Genomic DNA, 20,174 nt, shown 5'->3' on the forward strand with positions numbered 1-20,174 from the left:
CACTCACCCCCTTCGTTATCCAGAGCGCAGCGAAGGATCCATTCCTAGAGGGTTCTGTTACGTGCAAAATTATTTAGAGACGCGGCCCCCAGGCATGGATCCTTCGCCGCTTTGCGGCTCTGGATGACAGAAGGGATTATGCTTGGGCTTACGCCTGTCAGCCCGTGCGGGCGGCCCCGTTCGCTGCGCTCTAGCTGACCTACATTTTTATCCGGCCTCGTAGGTCAGCTAGAGCACCGCGAAATCCGACATCACAAAGCAAAGCGCCACCTGCGCCGTCCTGCCCGGCGCCCTTTCGCTTGCCCGCGCGAATAGGGGCTGTTACGCTCCTGTAAATTCAATTTGCAGGATATGACCATGCGATTTTCGACCCTCGTTTTTACCATCTTTGCCGGCGCGGCCGTGACCCTTTCAGCGTGTAATCAAGAGCCGGAAAGTATTTATTTCGAGGCAGAGACGCCGCAAGCCCAGCTTGGCGATAATGTTATCCCAACCGGATATACACTGGACCTTCGTGTTGATCCGCAAGCCGATAATTTGTCAGGGACAGTGACAATTAATGTCGATATCAAAGAGCCAACACAGCGCATCTGGCTCCATGGTAAAAACATGATTGTGGGCGAGGTCACGCTTGAAACCGGGCGTAAACGCTTTGTCGGTGTGTTCACTGAAATTGATGCATCGCAAGCCCCGTCCGGCGTGGCGCGTATTGATTTTGAGAAGGTCGTCCCTGCGGGCAAGGCGACGCTCACCCTCCCCTATGAGACACCTTATAATCTGTCGCTCAACTCCGCCTATAAAGTCGAGCGCGGCGAAGAGGCGTATATTGTGACGCAAATGGAACCTGTCGGCGCGCGCGAAGCCTTTCCCGGGTTTGATGAGCCAAAATTTAAAGTTCCGTTTAACGTCTCAATCAGCTCACCATCTGAAAATGTGGTTTATTTTAACACGCCCGCAGCGACTGAGGCCGTTAATGAAGATGGCTGGACGCGATATAATTTTGAAACAACCCGCCCGCTACCGACATATTTGATCGCCTTTGGGGCAGGCCCATATGATGTTGTCGATTTTGGTGATATTCCCGCCAATGAGATCCGCACGCGCCCGCTTCGATTGCGCGGCCTTGCTGCCAAGGGCTCAGGCCCGCGTCTGCAATACGCGCTTGAAAATACTGAAGGCATTCTCACCGCGCTGGAAGGCTATTTCGGCACCGAATATCCTTATGAAAAACTCGACCTGATTGCGGCTCCAGAATACGCCTTCGGGGCAATGGAAAATCCCGGCGCGATTGTTTACCGCGAATATCTATTGCTGCTTGATGATGACGCGCCGCTGTCGCAAAAACGCGCCTATGCCCGCGTGCACAGTCACGAACTGGCCCATCAATGGTTTGGCAATTTGGTCACGCCCGTCTGGTGGGAAGATATCTGGTTGAACGAGGCCTTTGCCACATGGATGGGCAATAAGGGCATTGATTTATGGCAGCCCGAAGGCGGCTATGATCGCGTGACGCTCAATGCTTCGCTCGGCGCGATGACAACGGATTCGCTCTTCACCACCCGCAAAGTGCGCGAACCACTGGCCCGCACCGAAAACGTCATGGATCAATTTGACGGCATCACCTACCGCAAAGGCGGCGGCGTCTTGTCGATGTTCGAGTCTTATTTAGGCGAAGACAAATTTAAGGCCGGCGTGCGCCTGCATATGGACCGCTATAAAGACGGCGTCGCCACAGGCGATAATTTCTTCCAGTCGATCGCGGACGGCTCCGGCAATCCTGAGGTTGTTCCGGCTATGAAAAGCTTTGTCGATCAACCGGGTCTGCCTTTGGTCAAAGGCGCGCTACACTGTAGCGGCGAAGGCGACGCGGTCACGAACACAGTCTCATTAACCCAGTCGCGCTACGCCCCGCTCGGCTCGAAAACCGGGCAGGGTCAGAGCTGGCACATTCCCGTCTGCGCGAAATTTGGCTATGCCGACGGCACGACACTGAAAACCTGTACATTGATGAAAGACAGCGAGGCCGTTCTCGCGACCGAGAAACCGGGCTGCGCCGATTGGGTTATGCTCAATGAAAATGGCGCAGGCTATTACCGCTTTTCCTTAGACGATGCCGGCTGGCAAGCTCTGCTCGCCAATTCCGATCAGCTTAATGAGCGCGAAACTTTGGCGATGTTAGACAGTCTGGAAGCGGGTTTTCGCGCTGGAGATGTCAACTCTTCTGTCTTTGTGACCGGCATGAAAACGCTGGCCGCGCATCCTGAATATGACATTGCCAATAAAGCCGGTAATTATCTGGGCTGGATGTATGACAATCTGGCCGAAGACAGTCGCCCCGCAGTCGCCAAGCTGACCCGCGACATGTATGCCGAGCGCTATCGCAGCACAGTCGGTACCGATACCACAGATGGCAATTTGCTCGCTCCTGATCTGGCTGCACGCCTTGTTAGCTATGGCGATGACCGCGCTATGCAGGCTGGATTTGCCGGACAGGGCGCCGCTTATCTTGGCCTTGATGGGGAGCCCAATAAATCCGCCATTGCGCCGAACCTTTTGTCGCGTGCGCTGCGTGCCGTAATGATAGCCCGCGGCGATGAGGCTTACGCCCCGCTTTTGGAGATGGCCAATTCCGGTAGCGCCTTTGAGAAAGGCGCGGCGATTGGCGCGCTGGGCAGCACGACTGATCCGGCAATTGCAGCGAAACTGCGCGACCTTGCGCTGAATGACACAGAGGCGATGACAGGCCGCCAAGCTACGTCGCTGCTCTCTGTCATGATGGGTAATGACGCGATTAAAGACGAAACATGGGCTTGGTTTCAAGCCAATTTCGACGCCTTTATATCAACCCGCGTGGCCGATGTGCGCAAGCCGGGTATGCCGGGCTTTGCCCCCGGATGCAGCGTTGAGGCCGCGTCTGCGGCGACGACGTTTTTTACCTCCAAAGCCGCGATAATTCCGGGCTATGAACGCAGCCTTGCGCAGACCGTTGAGCGCATAGAGCTTTGCGCCGCGCTTAAAGAGGCCAAAGCCGAAGAGATGGCGCAGGCGCTCGCAGGGCGAAAATGAGTATTAAAGCCGCCATAATGGGTGCGTCGCGCATTGCGCCGCGCGCCTTTATCACCCCCGCCAAGGCACGCGGCGATATTGAGATAGTTGCCGTAGGGTGCCGTAATATAGAGCGCGGCCGCGCCTATATTGCGCAGCATGATCTGCCCGCCCGCGCGGTCAGTTATGACGAGATCGCCGCTGATCCTGCGATCAACATTGTTTATAATGCTCTTCCGCCCGCCGTGCATGTTAAAACTGTTGTTCCGGCTCTGGCTGCGGGAAAAGCCGTTTTATGTGAAAAGCCTTTTGCAATGAATGCCGGTCAAGCGCGCATGATGGTCGAGGCGGCCGCCAAGAGCGGGGCCTATATTCTGGAAGCATTTCATTACCAATTTCACGGCGCATTTAAGGAATTTCAGCAGCGCATTGAAAATGGTGATCTGGGCGATATCTTCGCTTTTGAAGGCAAATTTAATATTGCGGTGACCGAAAAGCCCGGCGAGCTTCGCTTTGACCGCGCGCTGGGCGGCGGCGGCCTGATGGATCTGGGATGCTATCCCCTTCATGCCGCCCGTACCTTATTCGGAGAGCCTGAAAATATTTCCGCGCGCGCCGAAATTTACAACGGCGTGGATCGCAATTTATGGACGCAAATGCGCTGCGGCGATGTGGCGGTCAGTCTTGAATGCTCCATGGACGAGGTGTATCGCGATGATCCCAGCGTCTTTATTATGGCCCATGGCCAGCGCGGCTCTTTGGCGCTGGAGCATTTTGTATCGCCGCAAAACGGTCATAGCTTTTACCATGTGACGCCGCACAATATAACGCAAAGCACTGTGCCTTTGGAGCCAACGAGTTATCGTGCGCAACTGGATTATTTCATTGAGAATTGGCGTCATCCCAATCCGGACTCGGTCATTAAGCCCGCCGATTTTATCGTGCAAATGGCGGCTATAGACGCGATTTACGCCGCGGCGGGCATGGGCTGACAACTCAATTTTAACCTTAAATCTAGGCGTCAAATTAATGCCCCTTCCTATATTATCCTCGAAATAGCTTTGAGTAGGGGCCCTCATGCGTAATTTTTTAAAAGATCAATCCGGCAATACAGCAGTATTTTTTGCAGTAAGCTGTTTTGCAGCTTTAAGTGCAATTGGTATGGCGTTAGATTACAGCCAGATCAGGTCCATGCAAACCGTGCTTCAAGGACAAGTTGACGCCGCAGTGTTAGCGCTCGCTAAATCAGATGCGACAACCCTTCTGGATCGCCAGAGTCTCGTCACAGCTGCGATGGAGCAAAACGGGTTTGAGGTCACTCAATTCCAACCCCAATTTGAAATTACCGCAAATAATGAAGTGCGGGTTTGGGCAACACGTATTTATAATCCGGTCATTATGGGGCTGTTCGGTAAGAAGACTGTCCGCATTAATGCTGAGGCTGAATCACTCTTGTTTCAAGAAAGACAGGCCGAAGTCGTCATGGTTTTGGACGTCACAGGGTCAATGGGCGGAAGTAAAATCGAGGGATTGAAGGGGGCCGCCAACGCCTTGGTCGACACCATATCTTCTCAAGGCGGGGCTAATAGTAAGTTGGCTTTGGTTCCATTTTCCAATTATGTAAATATATCACCCGACTTCGTCTCACAAAATCCATATTGGCTGTTATTGCCTCAAAAACTAATCAAGAAAAGCTCGAGTGAAAACCGTTTTTGGAACGGCTGTGTTGGCTCCCGGGATCGCCCTCTGAATATCACAGATGGGGGATACGGAACGCGTATTCCCGCCATGTTAAATGAAACATGTGCTAATCCGATTGTGCCATTGACGACAGACTATAGCAATTTGACGTCAAAAATTAATTCCCTGTCTGCCAATGGCGCCACTTATATGCCGGCCGGTATTGCGTGGGGGCAGCGCGTTCTTTCCTATGAGCAACCCTTTGCCCAAGGCGCTAAGCCGGACAAAAACGTCAGCAAAATTATGATTGTCATGACCGATGGGGAGAATACGCTTTATTTATCCGGCGAAGAACATGTCTGGGCCAGCCAGTCAGAGACTTATAAATTAGACGCCACAAACAAAGATACGCTTCTGGCGTGTCGACGGGCCAAAGGCGATGGAACAGAAATTTACACGATCGCGTTTGAAGTGACGAGCGCCGACACCAAGGGTCTCTTACGCGAATGCGCGACCACTCCGGCTCATTATAATGACGCCAGAGATTCAGTTGAACTCCAGCAAATTTTCCGTAATATCGGATCAGAAATTCTGAATGTGCGGCTTACCCGTTAAGGGCGGTTCAACGCGCTATCCTATGCCGCGTCAGAGAGCGGAACGGAAAGCCGCGTCAGCATTTCTTTTGGAATAATCTGCCAGAACTTGTCTTTCTCCAGCGCCCATTCCGCCAGCAATTTTTTGGAAAATTCTGACCCTGTTTCGCGGGCGTGTAGCGCAACCAGATCTTTGAGCTCTTCCTCATAATGCGGGGAGTCCAGGCGCTGCCAGACAATATTGTCCGGATTAGCGGCGCGTTCGAACCGGTCTTGATAGTCGTAAATATAGGCCATGCCGCCGGTCATGCCCGCGCCAAAATTATCACCTACGGAGCCGAGTATAACCACAGTTCCGCCTGTCATATATTCGCAGCCATTCGTGCCCAGCCCTTCGACAACGGCAATCGCGCCGCTATTGCGCACAGCGAAACGCTCGCCTGCGCGTCCCGACGCCAGCAGATATCCCGAGGTTGCGCCGTAGAGACAGGTATTGCCGATGATCGCGCTGGTATGATGCTCAATCGGCGACAGTCCTTGCGGGTTAAGCACGATATGCGCGCCGGAGAGCCCTTTTCCTACATAGTCGTTGGCGTCGCCATCGACAATCAGTTTTAATCCCTTAATGCCGAATGCGCCCAGCGATTGCCCGCAACTGCCCCGCAGGCGCACGGAGAGCTGCCCATCAGGCAGGCCGTCCGCGCCGAAACGGCTGTAAATCTCTGAGCTTGTCCGTGTCCCGATCGCGCGCTGCGTATTTTGCACGGCGTAAATCAGCTCGCTTTTATCGCCGCGCTCGAACACCTGCCGCGCATCACGGATAATCTGCGCGTCCAGACTGTCCGGAACCTCATTGCGACTGGCGCGTGAGCTAATCACCGGATTATTATCCGGACGGGCCAGAACGGGATTTAAATCCAGATCGTCCAGCTCGGCAGCGCCGCGGCTGACTTGGGCCAATAGGTCGGCGCGGCCAATGATTTCCTCAAGCGAGCTAAAGCCCATGCTCGCCAATATCTCGCGCACGTCTTCGGCGATGAAGGTCATCAGGTTAATGACCTTTTCCGGCGTGCCTGTGAATTTTTCGCGCAGGCGCGGGTCCTGAACGCAGACGCCAACGGGGCATGTATTGCTGTGGCACTGGCGCACCATAATGCAGCCCATCGCGACCAGCGACAGGGTGCCAATTCCGTATTCCTCCGCGCCCAGTAGCGCGGCCATGACAATATCGCGTCCGGTTTTAAGACCGCCATCCGTGCGCAGCGTAACTTTACCGCGAAGATTATTCAGGCTGAGAATTTGGTGGGCTTCGGTCAGGCCGAGCTCCCATGGAATGCCCGCATATTTGAGGCTGGTTTGCGGCGACGCGCCCGTCCCGCCATTATGTCCGGCAATCAGTATGATATCCGCTTTGGCTTTCGCCACGCCCGCCGCTATTGTGCCAACGCCAGTCCGCGCGACCAATTTAACAGCAACACGCGCGCGCGGGTTAATTTGTTTAAGATCGTAGATCAGCTGTGCGAGGTCTTCGATGGAATAAATATCATGATGTGGCGGCGGTGAGATGAGCGTTACGCCGGGCGTCGCATTACGGAACTTTGCGATCATTTCCGTGACTTTAAAGCCCGGCAACTGCCCGCCCTCACCCGGCTTTGCGCCTTGGGCGACTTTGATTTCAATCTCGCGGCACTGGTTGAGATATTCTGCAGTAACCCCGAAACGGCCTGAGGCGATCTGCTTGACCGCGCTATTCGGGTTATCGCCATTCGGCAGCAGCTTATAGCGCGCGCGGTCTTCACCGCCCTCGCCGGAAACCGATTTTGCGCCAATGCGGTTCATAGCGATATTCAGCGTGCCGTGGGCTTCGGGCGATAAGGCGCCAAGGCTCATGCCCGGCGTACAGAACCGGCGACGGATTTCATTTATCGATTGCACCTGACGCAGCGGAATGGCCCCGGTATCGGATTGGATTTCCAGAAGGTCGCGAATCTGGATCGGCTGACCCGAATTCACAACGTCGGCATATTTTTTATAAAGTGCGTAATCCCCCGTATTGACTGCATGTTGCAGCATATGGATCATCTCAGCCTGATAGGCATGGCGTTCCCCTTTGGCCCGCACGCGGTACAGACCGCCCACAGGCAAATTGACAACAGACGGATCAAAGGCGCGTTCATGCACGCGCGTCAGTTTTGTCTCCAGCCCGCCCAGACCGATGCCGGAAATGCGCGAGCTCATGCCCGGGAAGCATTCCGCAACAAGAGCGCGGGACAGGCCAAGCGCTTCGAAATTATTGCCACCGCGATAGGACGAAATCACAGAGATACCCATTTTGGATATAATCTTTAAAAGTCCTTGCTCAATAGCGTAGCGGTAGCGCTGCGCGGCCTCCGTCTCGCTCATATCAAGCAGGCCCCGACCTACGCGGTCCTGCAGGCTGATTTGGGCCAGATAAGCATTAACGCATGTCGCGCCCGCGCCGATCAGAACGGCAAAATAATGGGTGTCCAAACATTCCGCGCTGCGCACGATGATAGAGCAAAATGTACGCTGTCCCGTCTCTAGCAAATGGGTTTGCGCGGCCCCGACACATAAGATCATCGGCGCGGCGATGCGCTCCTCGCTTTGCGCCTCGTCGGTGAGGATGACATAATCCGCGCCGGATTTGACCGCCGCCTCGCATTCAGATTTAATCCGATCCAGCGCGACGCGCAGGCCCGCGCCCGGCGTTGCGCCGACTTCGGGAACTGGAAATGTGCAATCAATTTTAGCCACAAAGTCGGACATCATATCCGTAAAGCGCTGATACATGCCATTGGTTAAGACGGGGCTGTCCAGAACAAACATTTTATCGGTCTGGGCTTTGCTCTCAGCCAGAATATTCCCCAGATTTCTAAACCGCGTTTTCAGCCCCATAACGCGGGTTTCGCGAAGCGGATCAATAGGCGGGTTCGTGACTTGGCTGAAATTCTGCCGGAAGAAATGTGAGAGAGGGCGGTATTGATCAGACAAAACGGCCAGAGGCGTGTCATCACCCATAGAGCCAATGGCCTCTTTGGCGTCTTCGGCCATCGGCGACAGGATTAATTCCATATCCTCCAGCGTCTGGCCACAAGCCAGTTGTCGCCGCAAAAGCGCTTCGCCGGAGAAATGCGGCGCAGGCTCGTCGCCTATCAGTTCTTCATCCAAATTGACGGAGGATTTAAGCCATTTTTTATATGGCCGCGACCCCGCCAGTTCGTCCATAATTTCTGTGCTATCGTAAAATTTAGGGCTGTCTAAATCCAGCGCGATCATGCGGCCGGGTTTCAGCGCGCCTTTGTCGATAATATCGGCCTCGTCAAGAGGGCACATACCTGTCTCAGAGCCCACGGCCAGCAGGCCGTCACGCGTCCGTGCATAACGCAAAGGCCGCAGCCCATTGCGATCCAGACCGGCCATACACCAATGTCCATCATAGGCGACAAGCGCGGCGGGGCCGTCCCACGGCTCCATCACAGCGTTGCAATACTCATATAGGCTACGCCAGCTATCGGGCATGAGGTCGCCGCGTTTGGAATAGGCTTCGGGCACCAACATGGTTTTCGCCATCGGGGCATTACGCCCCGCGCGCACCAGAAGTTCAAACACCTGATCCAGCGCCGCGCTGTCGCTACCGCCGGCCTGGATAATCGGTTTCACCTCATCCGCCTGTTCGCCAAAGGCGCGGCTGGCCATGCGAATCTCGTGGCTTTTCATATGATTGACATTGGCTTTAAGCGTATTGATTTCGCCATTATGAGCGATCATGCGAAAGGGCTGCGCCAGCGCCCATTGCGGGAATGTATTGGTGCTGTAGCGCTGGTGATAGAGTGCTACGCGGGAGACAAACCGCTCATCTTTGAGGTCGGGATAGAAATTATCGATATCCTGCGCGAGGAACATACCTTTATAAATAATCGTCTGCACAGATAGAGAGCAGACATAAAAGGCCGGAATCGCCTGTTCAATGACGCGCTTTTCAATACGGCGGCGTACAATATAAAGCTCGCGTTCCAGCGTATCGCCCTTGCGTCCTTTGGGGTCGCGAAACATCACCTGTTCAATAGACGGGCGGGTGTCTTTGGCTTTCTGTCCAATCACATCCAGATTGATCGGCACCTGACGCCATCCATAAATATAAAACCCTTCACGCAAGAGCTCAGCTTCAACAATGGTGCGCGAGCGTTCCTGCGCAGCAAAATCCGTGCGCGGCATGAAGATCATCCCGACGGCGATTTTGGCATTGGGCGGTTTATGGCCTGCGCGCTCGACCTGTGCGCGGAAGAAATCCTGCGGAATATCAAGGCGTATCCCCGCCCCGTCTCCGGTCTTACCGTCAGCGTCAACTGCGCCGCGATGCCAAATATTTTTCAGCGCTTCAATCGCTTTTTCAACAACGTCGCGGCGGGGTTTGCCCTCAAGACTGGCGACAAGACCGACGCCGCAGGCATCATGCTCCATTGCCGGGTCATAGCTATTGGCGTCCATCAGAACCTGACGTGATGCTTCGTAATTTTTCAGCCATTCGGACATTTAGTTATTTTCCTGTTTTGCCATAAATTCGGCGATCACTTGCGCGCCGGTCTTGTGCGGTACATCTTGGGGCAGCTGCTCATATTCACCCGCTTCATCGGTAAATATGCGGCTGCTAATTTGACCGGGCGCTTCATCAAACAGGCCCAAGCTGACACTGGCCTGATCCGGCATGGCATTCATGCGCCAGCTAATCGTTGACCCGCAAATCTCGCAAAAGCCGCGTTCTGCATAATCAGACGAGCTATACCAGACGAGACCCGGCCCTTCGAAATTGACGCCACCTTCGAAATGTCCCGCGTAGAACGCGCCGCCCCCATTCTGCCGCCGGCACATTTTGCAATGGCAGGCATCAGCCTCAGTAAATTTTCCTTTTGCCGTGACCGTCACGCCGCCGCACAAACATCGACCTTTTAAGTCTGACATCTTTTTACTCCGCCGCTTGCAGCTGCGCGCTGCGTTCGATTTCGGAAAGATAGCCATGCATATGCTCTGCCGCGTCGCGGCCTTCGCGTATCGCCCACACAACCAGAGAGGCCCCGCGCACGATATCGCCCGCCGCGTAGACGCCGGGCAGGTTCGTCTCATAGGTCAGCGGATTGACCCGCACTGTACCCCAGCGCGTTGTGGTCAACTGTTCAGTTAACACCGCCATATCTTCAGGTGTATAGCCCAGCGCTTTGATGACCATATCGGCAGGAACATCAAAGTCCGCGCCTTCGATCGCTTCAGGCGCTTGGCGTCCGGATTTATCTTTAATACCCAGACGCATGCGGTCTGCGCGCACCGATGAGGCTAGGCCTTTGCGGTCGTGAACGGATTTAGGCGACGCCAGCCATTCAAATATGACGCCCTCTTCAATCGCGTTGGCTGTCTCGCGGCGTGATCCGGGCATATTGGCATGGTCCCTACGGTACAGGCAGGTCACGGATTTCGCGCCTTGGCGCACGGCTGTGCGCACGCAGTCCATAGCCGTATCGCCGCCGCCAATGACGACAACATTTTTATTCTCAGCCGTCTCACCGGTAATTGTATCGCCAAGGCTGCGCTTATTGCTGGCGGTGAGAAAATCCAGCGCCGCAGAAACGCCCTTTGCGCCGCCGCCAGGTACGGTCAAGTCACGCGCCTTATAGACGCCTGTCGCGATCAGCACGGCGTCGTGTTTTTCGCGCAATTTATCAAAGCTGATATCGGTACCGATATTCACGCCCAGCTCAAACTTAATTCCGCCTTCTTCAAGTCGTCTCGTGCGGCGCTGCACAATCTCTTTATCCAGCTTAAAATTCGGAATGCCGTAGATCAAAAGTCCGCCCGCGCGGTCATGGCGGTCATAAATTGTGACCTGCCAGCCTTGCCAGCGTAGCTGCTCCGCTGCGGCCAGCCCTGCCGGGCCTGCCCCGATAATGCCGACGGAGTGCGGGCGCTCGCGGCGCGGCGCGATGGGCTCAACCCAGTCATTTTCCCATGCCGTGTCGGAGAGATAGCGCTCGACGCTACCGATGGTCACTGTGCCATGACCGGATTGCTCAATCACGCAGGAACCCTCGCAAAGCCGGTCTTGGGGACAGATACGTCCACAAATCTCCGGCATATTATTGGTCGCCGCAGAAACGCGGTAAGCCTCCTGCGTACGGCCCTCTGCAGTTAGTTTCAGCCAATCAGGAATATTATTTTGTAGCGGGCAATGATTTTGACAAAATGGCACGCCGCACTGGCTGCACCGGCTCGCCTGCTCTTTGGCTTTGATATCAATATAGTCGCCGTAGATTTCCAGAAAATCATCACGGCGTTGCTGCGCAGGGCGCTTAGCCGGCATATCACGCTCGACCTCTACAAATTGCAGCATTTTATTAGGCATGACGGTCTTTCAGTATCGGACAATGGGAGTGAGCGCAGTCTTTACGGTATTTTTGCTCCTTTGGCAATATGCGACATTCTGTCATTATTTTATATATCATCAGTTTTAAATCTCTACAACATACTGTATTTATTATATAAATTTAAATTTATTTCTATTAGTAAGATTTACTGATATTATATTTTTTTGAATACGAAGTGAGTAAATATAAGCCGTGACGCCCCAATCGTAATGGTATAACAATACGCGGATTGAATTTAGCCCGGCATCAAAAGGCCCTGTCCGAACCCTAATGACTTCTAATTCCAAAGACGAAACAGTGTCGAAGGTAGAGATGCCGGGCCATGACTGCGCCGATCCGTCTTTGCATGATCCGTCTGCAGCGGGCCGCGCCCCCGTCGCCGCGCAAATCGGCGTATTGGGAGGGCTTTCCGCACCGGGACGTCTTGATCCTCAAGAGGCGGCGCGCATCACCCGCCGCATTACGAGTTATAGCGTTGCTGTAGGCGTCATACTCTCTGTCATGAAATTCTTTATCTGGGAGCAATCAGGCTCTGTCGGTGTGCTATCGTCACTCGTGCATAGCGGGCTGGACCTCGCCGCGGCCTTGGCTACGTTTTTTGGTGTGCGCTACGCCGCCCGCGCGCCGGACGCGACCCACAGCTATGGACGCGGCAAAGCCGAAGGGTTCGTCGCCGTCCTGCAAGCGTGTTTGGTGCTCTTCTCGGCCGGCCATATTGGCGAGGAAGCCGTTCACCGCATTATGGACCCGCAAATTGTAGAACATGGCCTGTCCGTGATTGTCGTTATGGGATTTGCCATCGCCATGACCTTCTGGCTGCTTATGGCCCAAGGTCACGCTATCGCCGCAACAGGGAGCGTCGCCATAGCCGGAGACCGCGCGCATTATCTGTCCGACATGGCGGCCAGTATCGCCGTTGTTATCGGCGTAGCGCTAGCCGCATTCACGCCTTTTGCCCGTGCGGACGGCATTATCGCGCTGCTGATCGCCCTATGGCTGGTATATACGGCGTTCAAAGTCGGACGGCTGGCCTTTAACCAGCTTATGGACCAAGAGCTTCCGCCCAGCGAGCGGCATTTTATATCTGAGCTGGCAGGGCAAGACAGCCGGATAACGCAAATTAAAGACCTTCGCACGCGCGCCTCGGGACCTCATGTCCATATCCAAATGCATGCCGAGCTCTCCTCCGACCTGTCCCTGCTCGATGCCCATGACATTATCTGCGCGGCGGAGGCCCGTATTTTAGCGGCATTCCCCGCTGCAGATGTCACTATTCATCCTGATCCGGCGGGGCATGACCATGGCAATAGCCGCTTTCGCCGTCATGAAGATACGACGTAACCCCGCCGGGCTGGACAGAATTCTTGCGCGTCGCTGTCACCTGTGGTGTTCTGTTCACAATTAAGGATTATCATGCGCGCATTATTATTAACCTTTGCCCTGACCGTCTCCGCGCAAACCGCTAGGGTCTGTCAGTAGATGACGCGCGACCCCCTTACAGCGCTAAAGACGCGCGCGAAGCAGTTAGGCTTTGCTGATTTTGGCATTGTTGATCTGGCCACATATGGGTCGCAGCCCGGCGACAGTCTGGATGATTTCATTACCGCAGATTATCACGGGACGATGGGGTGGATGAAAGAGACAGCGGATCGCCGCCGTCATCCACTGGCCATGTGGCCTGAGGCGAAGTCCGCTATCACGCTGGGCTATAATTATGGCCCCGACACGGATCCTATGGCTACGCTGGAGCATGCAGATCGCGGCACGGTTTCCGTCTATGCCCGCCACCGCGATTATCACAGCCTGATCAAAGGCAAGCTCAAAGAGCTGGCCGCCCTGCTCGCCCGTGATACAGGGCATGATGTTAAAGTTTTTATCGATACCGCGCCGCTCATGGAAAAGCCGCTCGCGCAAGCCGGCGGTCTGGGCTGGCAGGGCAAACACACCAATCTGGTTAGCCGCGATTACGGCAGTTGGCTATTTCTAGGCGTCATCCTCAGCGCCGCCAATCTCGAGGCTCTAGCGCCGGAAACCGATCATTGCGGCTCATGCCGCGCCTGTCTTGATATTTGCCCCACAAATGCGTTTCCGTCAGCCTATAAGCTCGATGCCCGGCGCTGCATCTCTTATTTGACGATAGAGCATGCCGGAGCGGTGGATATTGAGCTGCGCGAGAAGATGGGCAACCGCATTTATGGCTGCGATGACTGCCTGGCGGTCTGTCCGTGGAATAAATACGCCCGCGTCACGCAGGATGAAAAGCTGCTGCCGCGCGAAGATCTGAACGCGCCAAAACTGACTGAACTGGCCGCACTGACCGATGTGGAATTCCGCAAATATTTTTCAGGTTCGCCGATTAAGCGCATCGGCCATAAACGGTTTTTGCGAAATGTGCTCTACGCCATCGGGAACTCAGGCCTAGCGGAGCTGGCTAGCATTGCGCGGGGTCATGGTAATGACGCTGACCCAGTTGTGGCAGAGGCGGCCCAATGGGCCGCCTCGCGCTTAGGTTAGAGAGCTTTTAAAAGCCTATTGCGGACTATTCGTATAATTCATGCCTTCGCCGCCATATGTGCGGGGCGTGGACGGGCTGGTATAATCCATCATACCATAGTCAGGCTGCGCGCTATTGGACGAGCCATACATCATGGCCGAAGGCTGACTGGCCTGATAGCCCGACGCGCTACCGCTGCCATAGCTTATCCCTGTCGCTGCGCCCTGCCCGCTGGCCGCGCCGCCGCCATAAACGATGCCTGTTGACGCACCGCTGCTGCTGTAATTGGTCGTGCGCGTATAAGATTGCGTCGGGCCGCCGGACAAGGATCCGACGGTACGCGGCTGTGAATAGGAATGGCCCGGCTGCATGATTTGACCCGTGTCACAAATGACCCGCATCCACTCATAGCGCTCGTTCTCAATCAAACGCTTACGCGCGACTGTATCTGTGACTTCAGGATAATCGGTAGACTGAACCTGACCGGGCGCGATGATATCTTCGAATGTAACGGAGCCATATTCAGCCTGGATCGGGATTTCGCGAACGCCGCCGGGATCACTCACCACCTGTTTTTGAATAGTCGTGTATTTGGGCGGCACGCGCAGGCGTGAGACTTCACCGCGGCTCGCTAAAACCTTACGGTTATAGGTGAGGACTTCGCCGGGTTCTTCGACAAGGCACCAAATCTCGCAATTAGATCCACAATGTTGGGCATTGGCTGGCGCGTTGTAACCGCTGCCATATGTATTGCTATTTTGCGCCCCGTAACTGCCACCGGAGGCGCCATATCCACCGCCTGCAGTTGAGAGCACATTATAGCCTTGGGCGATAAGCTGCCCGGGATTTCCACGTTTCCAGACGCGGCGCGGAGCGCTGACCTGAACTGTTTCGGTCACAGTTTCAAACCGCGGCTCAGAGACTGAAAGTGTCTCATAGGATGGGCGTACCATAACATCATGATTGATGGTTTTATATTGCGGCTGGCGCACTTCGTAGCGCACGCTGGCCTCTTTTGTCATGACCGTCTCTTGACGCGTCTTAATCACAGGCTGCTGAACGTCATATCCCTGATAGCCGTCCTGTATCACAACGATTTGCGACTCGGTGGCGTATTTCGCGCCGTGCCGAACGCGGGCATAACACTCTCCGGGTTGGGCGTTGGTGGGCAAGGCGGTCAGGCCTGTCGGATTGAGGGCTGTGGCAAGCGGCGCAAACGCTGCGCTGCCAAGCAATAAAATACCGATAGCCGGAAGATGTTTAAATGATGTGGATGTTAACATGGTTAGGTCCTTACTCGATTTTGTATAGCCGCTTCAGCCATACGGGTTAAAATACGACAGCGTCCCATGACTGCCCCTCTGCAATTTATATCAGTCCTGTTTTACGACCCGAAGCAGCGTCAAAGCCGCCGTAACTCCGATGGCCACGCCGGCCGTATTGGCCAGCGCATCCAATAGAGATCCTGTCCGGCCTGCCCCCATAACGCCCTGCGTAATCTCAATAATAATACCCAGCGCGACCACTGCTGCGGCAACCTTTTGCCAGCCTGATGCTCTCCAGCCTAGCATAAATAATCCCCCCAGTACTGTATAAGCCATAAGATGCATGAGTTTGTCAAAATGGGTCACACTGGGCATGGATACAGCTGGACGAAGCGATGCATATGTCACACAGATCGCCGCTAAAATAGCTGCAACCCTGAAGACATATTGTATAGCCTGCCCGGCCTGCATTTTAAATCGTTTTTGTGCGATGACGTAACTCATTTTATTTTTATGTGCGAGACGCACATTAATTCACCCTATGACTAGACAGATTTGAGCCTATGGTAAACAGATGGTGAAATTATGGCAAAATCATTAGCCTGAGGAGAGAATATGAAAACGTTAGACCCCAAAACTGTTGTAAATGATTTGGATGGATGGACAGGCGGAGATGATTTTATCACCCGCATCTTCAAATTTGAAGACTTCGTCAGTGCCTTCGGCTTTATGACGCAAATTGCCATTCATGCCGAAAAAATGAACCACCACCCCGAATGGTTTAATGTCTATAACCGTGTCGATGTCACTCTGACGACCCACGATGCCGGCGGCGTGACGGAGAAAGACATCAAACTCGCTGAACTGATGAACAAAATTTCGGATTAATATCTGAAATTATTTCTCAGATTAATCCGATTCGTCCTGTCCTGCAGCCACCCAATTGGTTTTAAGACTATATCCGGCCAAAGATGTCATTTTCTGCAATCGTAATATGGCTTTGCGGTTCAGCAGTTCTTCATGACCGCGCTTGACCTTAAGGTGGACTGAACCCTCATCAAATGACAATTTGAAATATTTTAAAATGCCGGGCGTGCGTCCGGCAATGACAGAACCCGCCCGCATAGCAGCGCCCCATATGCGGGCATATTGGCGTTCACGCGCCATGAGGTGATAATGTATTGCGGCATCATTGGGCGTGCTGTCACGACCGGTAAAAGAGCCGTATAGCATCAGTGCCAGATAGGCGCGCTCTTTATGGTTCAGTCCGGCCAGCGGCGCGTAGAGCACATCCTCAAACACCAAATCCGCGCGATGGTCAGGGTGCAGGCCTTTGCCAATGCCGACCAAATCACAGGCGGCGCGGCGCAGGCGCGTCTCATTTTCTTCATCAAAACACCCCGGTAAATGCGGGGCTATAGCTTTGAGCCATTGGAACAAACCGGGGCCGAAATCGCGTCCCTGTTGATTGCCTGCCGCTAAATGCGCGCAGGCGTCATGCAGCGGCACGCGCTTTTTCACTTTGGCCGTCAAGCTGTCATAGAGAAGGCCTTCGCGCAGACCGGAGGATGAAAAGACCACAGTATCAGGCTTTAAAGCCCGGATGAGTTCGACCATGACCAGACCCGCATAGGGCAGGGTTTCAGCGCGCCGATCAGAAATTCCCGGCCAGTTTAAAAGATCGCTTGCCGCCTCTTCACTTGCCCATTTGCCCAGTGCCGTGGCTTCCTGCGAGCGCATTTCGAAGCTTTGCAATATGCGCAAAGGATAGCCTTTACGTTCATTATGAATCTGCGCCAAACGCCGCCATGCACCGCCGACAAGATAAAGTTGTCCGCCACGCACATCATAATGGTCTTTGGCATCGGCAAGTCGTTTACGCACAAGTGACCGCGCAGCCATAGGTTTGGCGGGATCGTCCAGCGCCGCAAAAGGACCCAGAGCAAATGTGCGGCCATCACTGGCGGCCTGATCCTTAATCCGGATGAGCTCCAAACTGGCGCCGCCCAGATCAGCGACAACGCCCGCGCTGCGCCGGTCGCCATTAATGACACCCAATGCAGAAAAATAAGCTTCTTCTTCGCCGCTCAATACACGGATTTTTATCCCTGTTTCTGTTTTAACGCGCCGCACAAAGGCAGGACCATCGCTGGCCTCACGTACAGCAGCGGTCGCGACGACCAAAATTTTATTTAAGCCCTGCGCTTCGGCCAAGGCCTTAAATCGCGCCAGCGCTTTGACAGAACGCGCGACGCCATCAGGATAAAGCTGTCCGGTGCGGCCAATATTGCGGCCCAGACCCGCGAGCAGTTTTTCGTTGAATACGGGCGTCGTCGCGACGCCATAAATTTCATAAGCAACAAAGCGCACAGAGTTTGATCCAATATCAATAACGCCGACGCGGCGAGTCTCGTCATCCGGCAGAGCGCGTGTCATCTGGATCCGTTTTTTCTATAGGTTTATTATCATTGAACATGGCCCCGCGTTTTTTACCCTTGCGTATAGGCTGACCCGGCGCAGTATATTTGAGCGCTTTGCCGCGGCCCGATAGCGAGGGGTTGTTCATGAAATAAGCATGGGCTGAGAACGGCTCATCGACATCTTCGATATCGCGGCGCTGATAAGTCCCATCGGCTTGGAGCTCCCAACTATTGGTTTCGTCCGATAGATTGGCGACCATAATCTGGTTCATAATTTGTCGCCGCACAGTAGAATTTTCCACCCGCACCAAGGTCTCGACGCGGCGGTTCAAATTGCGCGGCATCCAGTCAGCAGAACTGAAATAGACGACGGCTTTGGCGCTGGGCAATTTTGCTCCATTGCCAAAACACATTATGCGGGCATGTTCTAAAAACCGCCCGACAATAGACGTGACCCGGATATTCTCCGACAGCCCTTTCACCCCCGGGCGCAGACAGCATATGCCGCGGACAACCAGATCAATTTGCACGCCCGCGCCTGACGCTTCGTATAACAGATCGATAATCCCGACATCGACAAGCGCGTTGAGCTTCGCCCAAATGGCAGCGGGCTTTCCGTCTTTCGCATTATCTATTTCTGTGCGGATTCGCGCTTCAAGTTCGGGACGAAGAGTAGCGGGCGCAACAGCAATCTTCTCCATATTTTGCGGATCATTATAGCTGGTAATAAAATTAAACACTTTCCCGACATCGCGGCCATAGGCGGGATCAGCCGTAAAGAGCGCGAGATCGGTATAGATTTTGGCGTTTTGGGCGTGATAATTTCCTGTGCCCAAATGGGCGTAAGTTTGCAGCTTTTTACCTTCCCGGCGAATGACCAGAGAGATTTTCGCGTGGGTTTTGTAATCAATAAATCCGTAGACCACATGCGCCCCGGCCCGCTCCAGATCGCGCGCCCATTTCAAATTCGTTGCCTCGTCGAAACGCGCTTTAAGCTCAACCAGAGCCGTGACCGCCTTGCCGCGCTCGGCCGCGTCAATTAGCGCCGCGACAATCGGGCTGTCATCAGATGTGCGGTAAAGGGTCTGTTTAATCGCCACGACATCGGGATCTAAAGCGGCTTGTCGTAGGAACTGCACGACTACATCAAATTCCTCATAAGGATGATGGACCAGAATGTCTTTTTGCTTAATCGCAGCAAAACAGTCGCCGTCATGCTCGCGAATGCGCTCGGGGAAACGGGCCGTAAAGCGGCCAAAGAGCAAGTCGGGCCGGGTTTTGACGATAAGCTGTGACAGACCGCTCATGCCCATTAGGCCATCAAGTTCGTAAACCTCGTTATCACTCGCCTGCAGACTGTCAAATAAATAGGATTTAAGCGTGGCGGGCATGGTCTCATTAACGCGCAAGCGGACAACACGGCCGCGGCGGCGCTCTTTAATCAAGCTCTCAAAATGAAGGACAAGATCTTCGGCCTTTTCGTCCACCTCAATATCGCTATCGCGCGTCACGCGAAACAGGCCCTGACCTTTCATCGTGCTTTTCGGAAAGAAATCATTGGCAAATGCGGCAAGCACATCCTCAAGCGCGACAAATGTCGCTTTACGGCCATTAGAGGATTTATATATCTGAACAAAACGCGGCACATTAGACGGTATCGGAATAAGCGCACGGCGGTCTTCAGCCTGCCTTTGCGTGGAAAATGAAACCAATAAACCAAAACCAAGATTGGGAATGAATGGAAAAGGATGCGCCGGATCCAGCGTGATCGGCGTGAGGAGCGGCTTGACCTGCGCTTCATAAATACGCGTTAAATCCGCCATCTCGCTTTTCGATAATTGCTCGACGGTTTTGACCTTCAAGCCTTCATCGCTCATCAGCTTGCGGAGGTCTTCCCAGCATTTGCGCTGCCCGATCATCAGCTTCATCGCGCGCTTGCGGATTTTTTCCAGCTGACGCTCCGGCGTATAGCCGTCCTGGCTGGGCGTGGTGATACCGTTTCGCACCTGACTGGACAGGCCGGCGACACGGACCATGTAAAATTCGTCCAGATTAGAGGCGGATATAGATAAAAACCGCAGCCGTTCCAAAAGCGGATTTTTTGGGTTCTCCGCTTCTTCAAGTACGCGGTCGTTAAATTTAAGCCACGACAATTCGCGGTTAAAAAACCGGCGATTGCTGTCCGGATCAATTTCAATATCTTTGTCGAGCGTTCCCATAGCCACCTTATGACAGGGCGCCAC

13 protein-coding genes are annotated in these 20,174 nt (G+C 54.1%); 6 read left to right on the forward strand and 7 right to left on the reverse strand.

Going from position 1 to position 20,174, the window contains the following annotated elements; all coding sequences use genetic code 11:
* Positions 1 to 357: 357 nt before the first annotated feature.
* The 3 genes from H142_RS0113460 to H142_RS0113470 all read left to right on the forward strand — a co-directional run bounded on the left by H142_RS0113460 (position 358) and on the right by H142_RS0113470 (position 5,340).
* Positions 358 to 3,066 (forward strand): M1 family metallopeptidase, encoded by a 2,709-nt coding sequence (locus tag H142_RS0113460; RefSeq protein ID WP_169331868.1) that lies wholly within the window; start codon positions 358 to 360, stop codon positions 3,064 to 3,066.
* Positions 3,063 to 4,037, forward strand: a complete 975-nt coding sequence (locus H142_RS16560) for a Gfo/Idh/MocA family protein (RefSeq protein ID WP_017932679.1) — start codon at positions 3,063 to 3,065, stop codon at positions 4,035 to 4,037. Before H142_RS0113460 ends, H142_RS16560 begins: the two co-directional genes overlap by 4 nt.
* Positions 4,038 to 4,122: 85 nt before the next feature.
* On the forward strand, positions 4,123 to 5,340 hold the full coding sequence (locus H142_RS0113470; RefSeq protein ID WP_017932680.1) for a vWA domain-containing protein: 1,218 nt from the start codon (positions 4,123 to 4,125) through the stop codon (positions 5,338 to 5,340).
* 20 nt (positions 5,341 to 5,360) lie between these two features.
* On the opposite strand, the gene gltB is transcribed toward H142_RS0113470, so the two are convergent.
* From gltB to H142_RS0113485, 3 genes are read right to left on the reverse strand one after another with little or no spacing between them, the layout of a single operon-like run.
* Complete coding sequence (gene gltB / locus H142_RS0113475; RefSeq protein WP_017932681.1) at positions 5,361 to 9,872, reverse strand: glutamate synthase large subunit; 4,512 nt, start codon at positions 9,870 to 9,872, stop codon at positions 5,361 to 5,363.
* Positions 9,873 to 10,298: a GFA family protein gene (locus H142_RS0113480; RefSeq protein ID WP_017932682.1), complete on the reverse strand. Its 426-nt coding sequence runs from the start codon at positions 10,296 to 10,298 to the stop codon at positions 9,873 to 9,875.
* Between the two features lie 4 nt (positions 10,299 to 10,302).
* Positions 10,303 to 11,730 (reverse strand): NAD(P)-dependent oxidoreductase, encoded by a 1,428-nt coding sequence (locus H142_RS0113485; RefSeq protein WP_017932683.1) that lies wholly within the window; start codon positions 11,728 to 11,730, stop codon positions 10,303 to 10,305.
* 292 nt (positions 11,731 to 12,022) lie between these two features.
* Between H142_RS0113485 and H142_RS15895 the strand changes: the two genes are divergently transcribed.
* Positions 12,023 to 13,093 (forward strand): cation diffusion facilitator family transporter, encoded by a 1,071-nt coding sequence (locus H142_RS15895; RefSeq protein WP_017932684.1) that lies wholly within the window; start codon positions 12,023 to 12,025, stop codon positions 13,091 to 13,093.
* 138 nt (positions 13,094 to 13,231) lie between these two features.
* Entirely contained in the window at positions 13,232 to 14,266 is a 1,035-nt protein-coding gene (queG, locus tag H142_RS0113495; RefSeq protein WP_017932685.1) for a tRNA epoxyqueuosine(34) reductase QueG, read from the forward strand.
* 15 nt (positions 14,267 to 14,281) lie between these two features.
* Here the strand turns inward: queG and H142_RS0113500 are convergent, their stop codons facing one another.
* Both H142_RS0113500 and H142_RS16565 read right to left on the reverse strand, forming a co-directional pair.
* On the reverse strand, positions 14,282 to 15,529 hold the full coding sequence (locus H142_RS0113500; protein ID WP_026148074.1) for a hypothetical protein: 1,248 nt from the start codon (positions 15,527 to 15,529) through the stop codon (positions 14,282 to 14,284).
* Between the two features lie 90 nt (positions 15,530 to 15,619).
* Positions 15,620 to 16,015 carry a VanZ family protein gene (locus H142_RS16565; RefSeq protein ID WP_017932686.1) on the reverse strand — a complete coding sequence of 132 codons (396 nt, stop codon included), beginning with the start codon at positions 16,013 to 16,015 and terminating at the stop codon, positions 15,620 to 15,622.
* 111 nt (positions 16,016 to 16,126) lie between these two features.
* Here H142_RS16565 and H142_RS0113510 point away from each other — a divergent pair, with 111 nt between their 5' ends.
* Positions 16,127 to 16,399 carry a 4a-hydroxytetrahydrobiopterin dehydratase gene (locus H142_RS0113510; RefSeq protein WP_017932687.1) on the forward strand — a complete coding sequence of 91 codons (273 nt, stop codon included), beginning with the start codon at positions 16,127 to 16,129 and terminating at the stop codon, positions 16,397 to 16,399.
* A 21-nt stretch (positions 16,400 to 16,420) separates the two neighbouring features.
* On the opposite strand, the gene H142_RS15905 is transcribed toward H142_RS0113510, so the two are convergent.
* Together H142_RS15905 and H142_RS0113520 are read right to left on the reverse strand one after the other, a co-directional pair.
* Positions 16,421 to 17,947 (reverse strand): Ppx/GppA family phosphatase, encoded by a 1,527-nt coding sequence (locus H142_RS15905; RefSeq protein ID WP_017932688.1) that lies wholly within the window; start codon positions 17,945 to 17,947, stop codon positions 16,421 to 16,423.
* Positions 17,925 to 20,150, reverse strand: coding sequence for an RNA degradosome polyphosphate kinase (locus tag H142_RS0113520; RefSeq protein ID WP_017932689.1), 2,226 nt, complete (start codon positions 20,148 to 20,150; stop codon positions 17,925 to 17,927). Before H142_RS0113520 ends, H142_RS15905 begins: the two co-directional genes overlap by 23 nt.
* Between the last annotated feature and the right edge of the window lie 24 nt (positions 20,151 to 20,174).

It is taken from the genome of Robiginitomaculum antarcticum DSM 21748 (assembly GCF_000365025.1).
GTDB classification, from domain to species: domain Bacteria; phylum Pseudomonadota; class Alphaproteobacteria; order Caulobacterales; family Maricaulaceae; genus Robiginitomaculum; species Robiginitomaculum antarcticum.

Excerpts from the sequence above, each read along its gene's own strand:
- H142_RS0113460 (WP_169331868.1), top strand. The coding sequence starts at position 358 with ATGCGATTTTCGACCCTCGTTTTTACCATCTTTGCCGGCGCGGCCGTG.
- H142_RS16560 (WP_017932679.1), top strand. The coding sequence starts at position 3,063 with ATGAGTATTAAAGCCGCCATAATGGGTGCGTCGCGCATTGCGCCGCGC.
- H142_RS0113470 (WP_017932680.1), top strand. The coding sequence starts at position 4,123 with ATGCGTAATTTTTTAAAAGATCAATCCGGCAATACAGCAGTATTTTTT.
- gltB (WP_017932681.1), bottom strand. The coding sequence starts at position 9,872 with ATGTCCGAATGGCTGAAAAATTACGAAGCATCACGTCAGGTTCTGATG.
- H142_RS0113480 (WP_017932682.1), bottom strand. The coding sequence starts at position 10,298 with ATGTCAGACTTAAAAGGTCGATGTTTGTGCGGCGGCGTGACGGTCACG.
- H142_RS0113485 (WP_017932683.1), bottom strand. The coding sequence starts at position 11,730 with ATGCCTAATAAAATGCTGCAATTTGTAGAGGTCGAGCGTGATATGCCG.
- H142_RS15895 (WP_017932684.1), top strand. The coding sequence starts at position 12,023 with ATGACTTCTAATTCCAAAGACGAAACAGTGTCGAAGGTAGAGATGCCG.
- queG (WP_017932685.1), top strand. The coding sequence starts at position 13,232 with ATGACGCGCGACCCCCTTACAGCGCTAAAGACGCGCGCGAAGCAGTTA.
- H142_RS0113500 (WP_026148074.1), bottom strand. The coding sequence starts at position 15,529 with ATGTTAACATCCACATCATTTAAACATCTTCCGGCTATCGGTATTTTA.
- H142_RS16565 (WP_017932686.1), bottom strand. The coding sequence starts at position 16,015 with ATGAGTTACGTCATCGCACAAAAACGATTTAAAATGCAGGCCGGGCAG.
- H142_RS0113510 (WP_017932687.1), top strand. The coding sequence starts at position 16,127 with ATGAAAACGTTAGACCCCAAAACTGTTGTAAATGATTTGGATGGATGG.
- H142_RS15905 (WP_017932688.1), bottom strand. The coding sequence starts at position 17,947 with ATGACACGCGCTCTGCCGGATGACGAGACTCGCCGCGTCGGCGTTATT.
- H142_RS0113520 (WP_017932689.1), bottom strand. The coding sequence starts at position 20,150 with ATGGGAACGCTCGACAAAGATATTGAAATTGATCCGGACAGCAATCGC.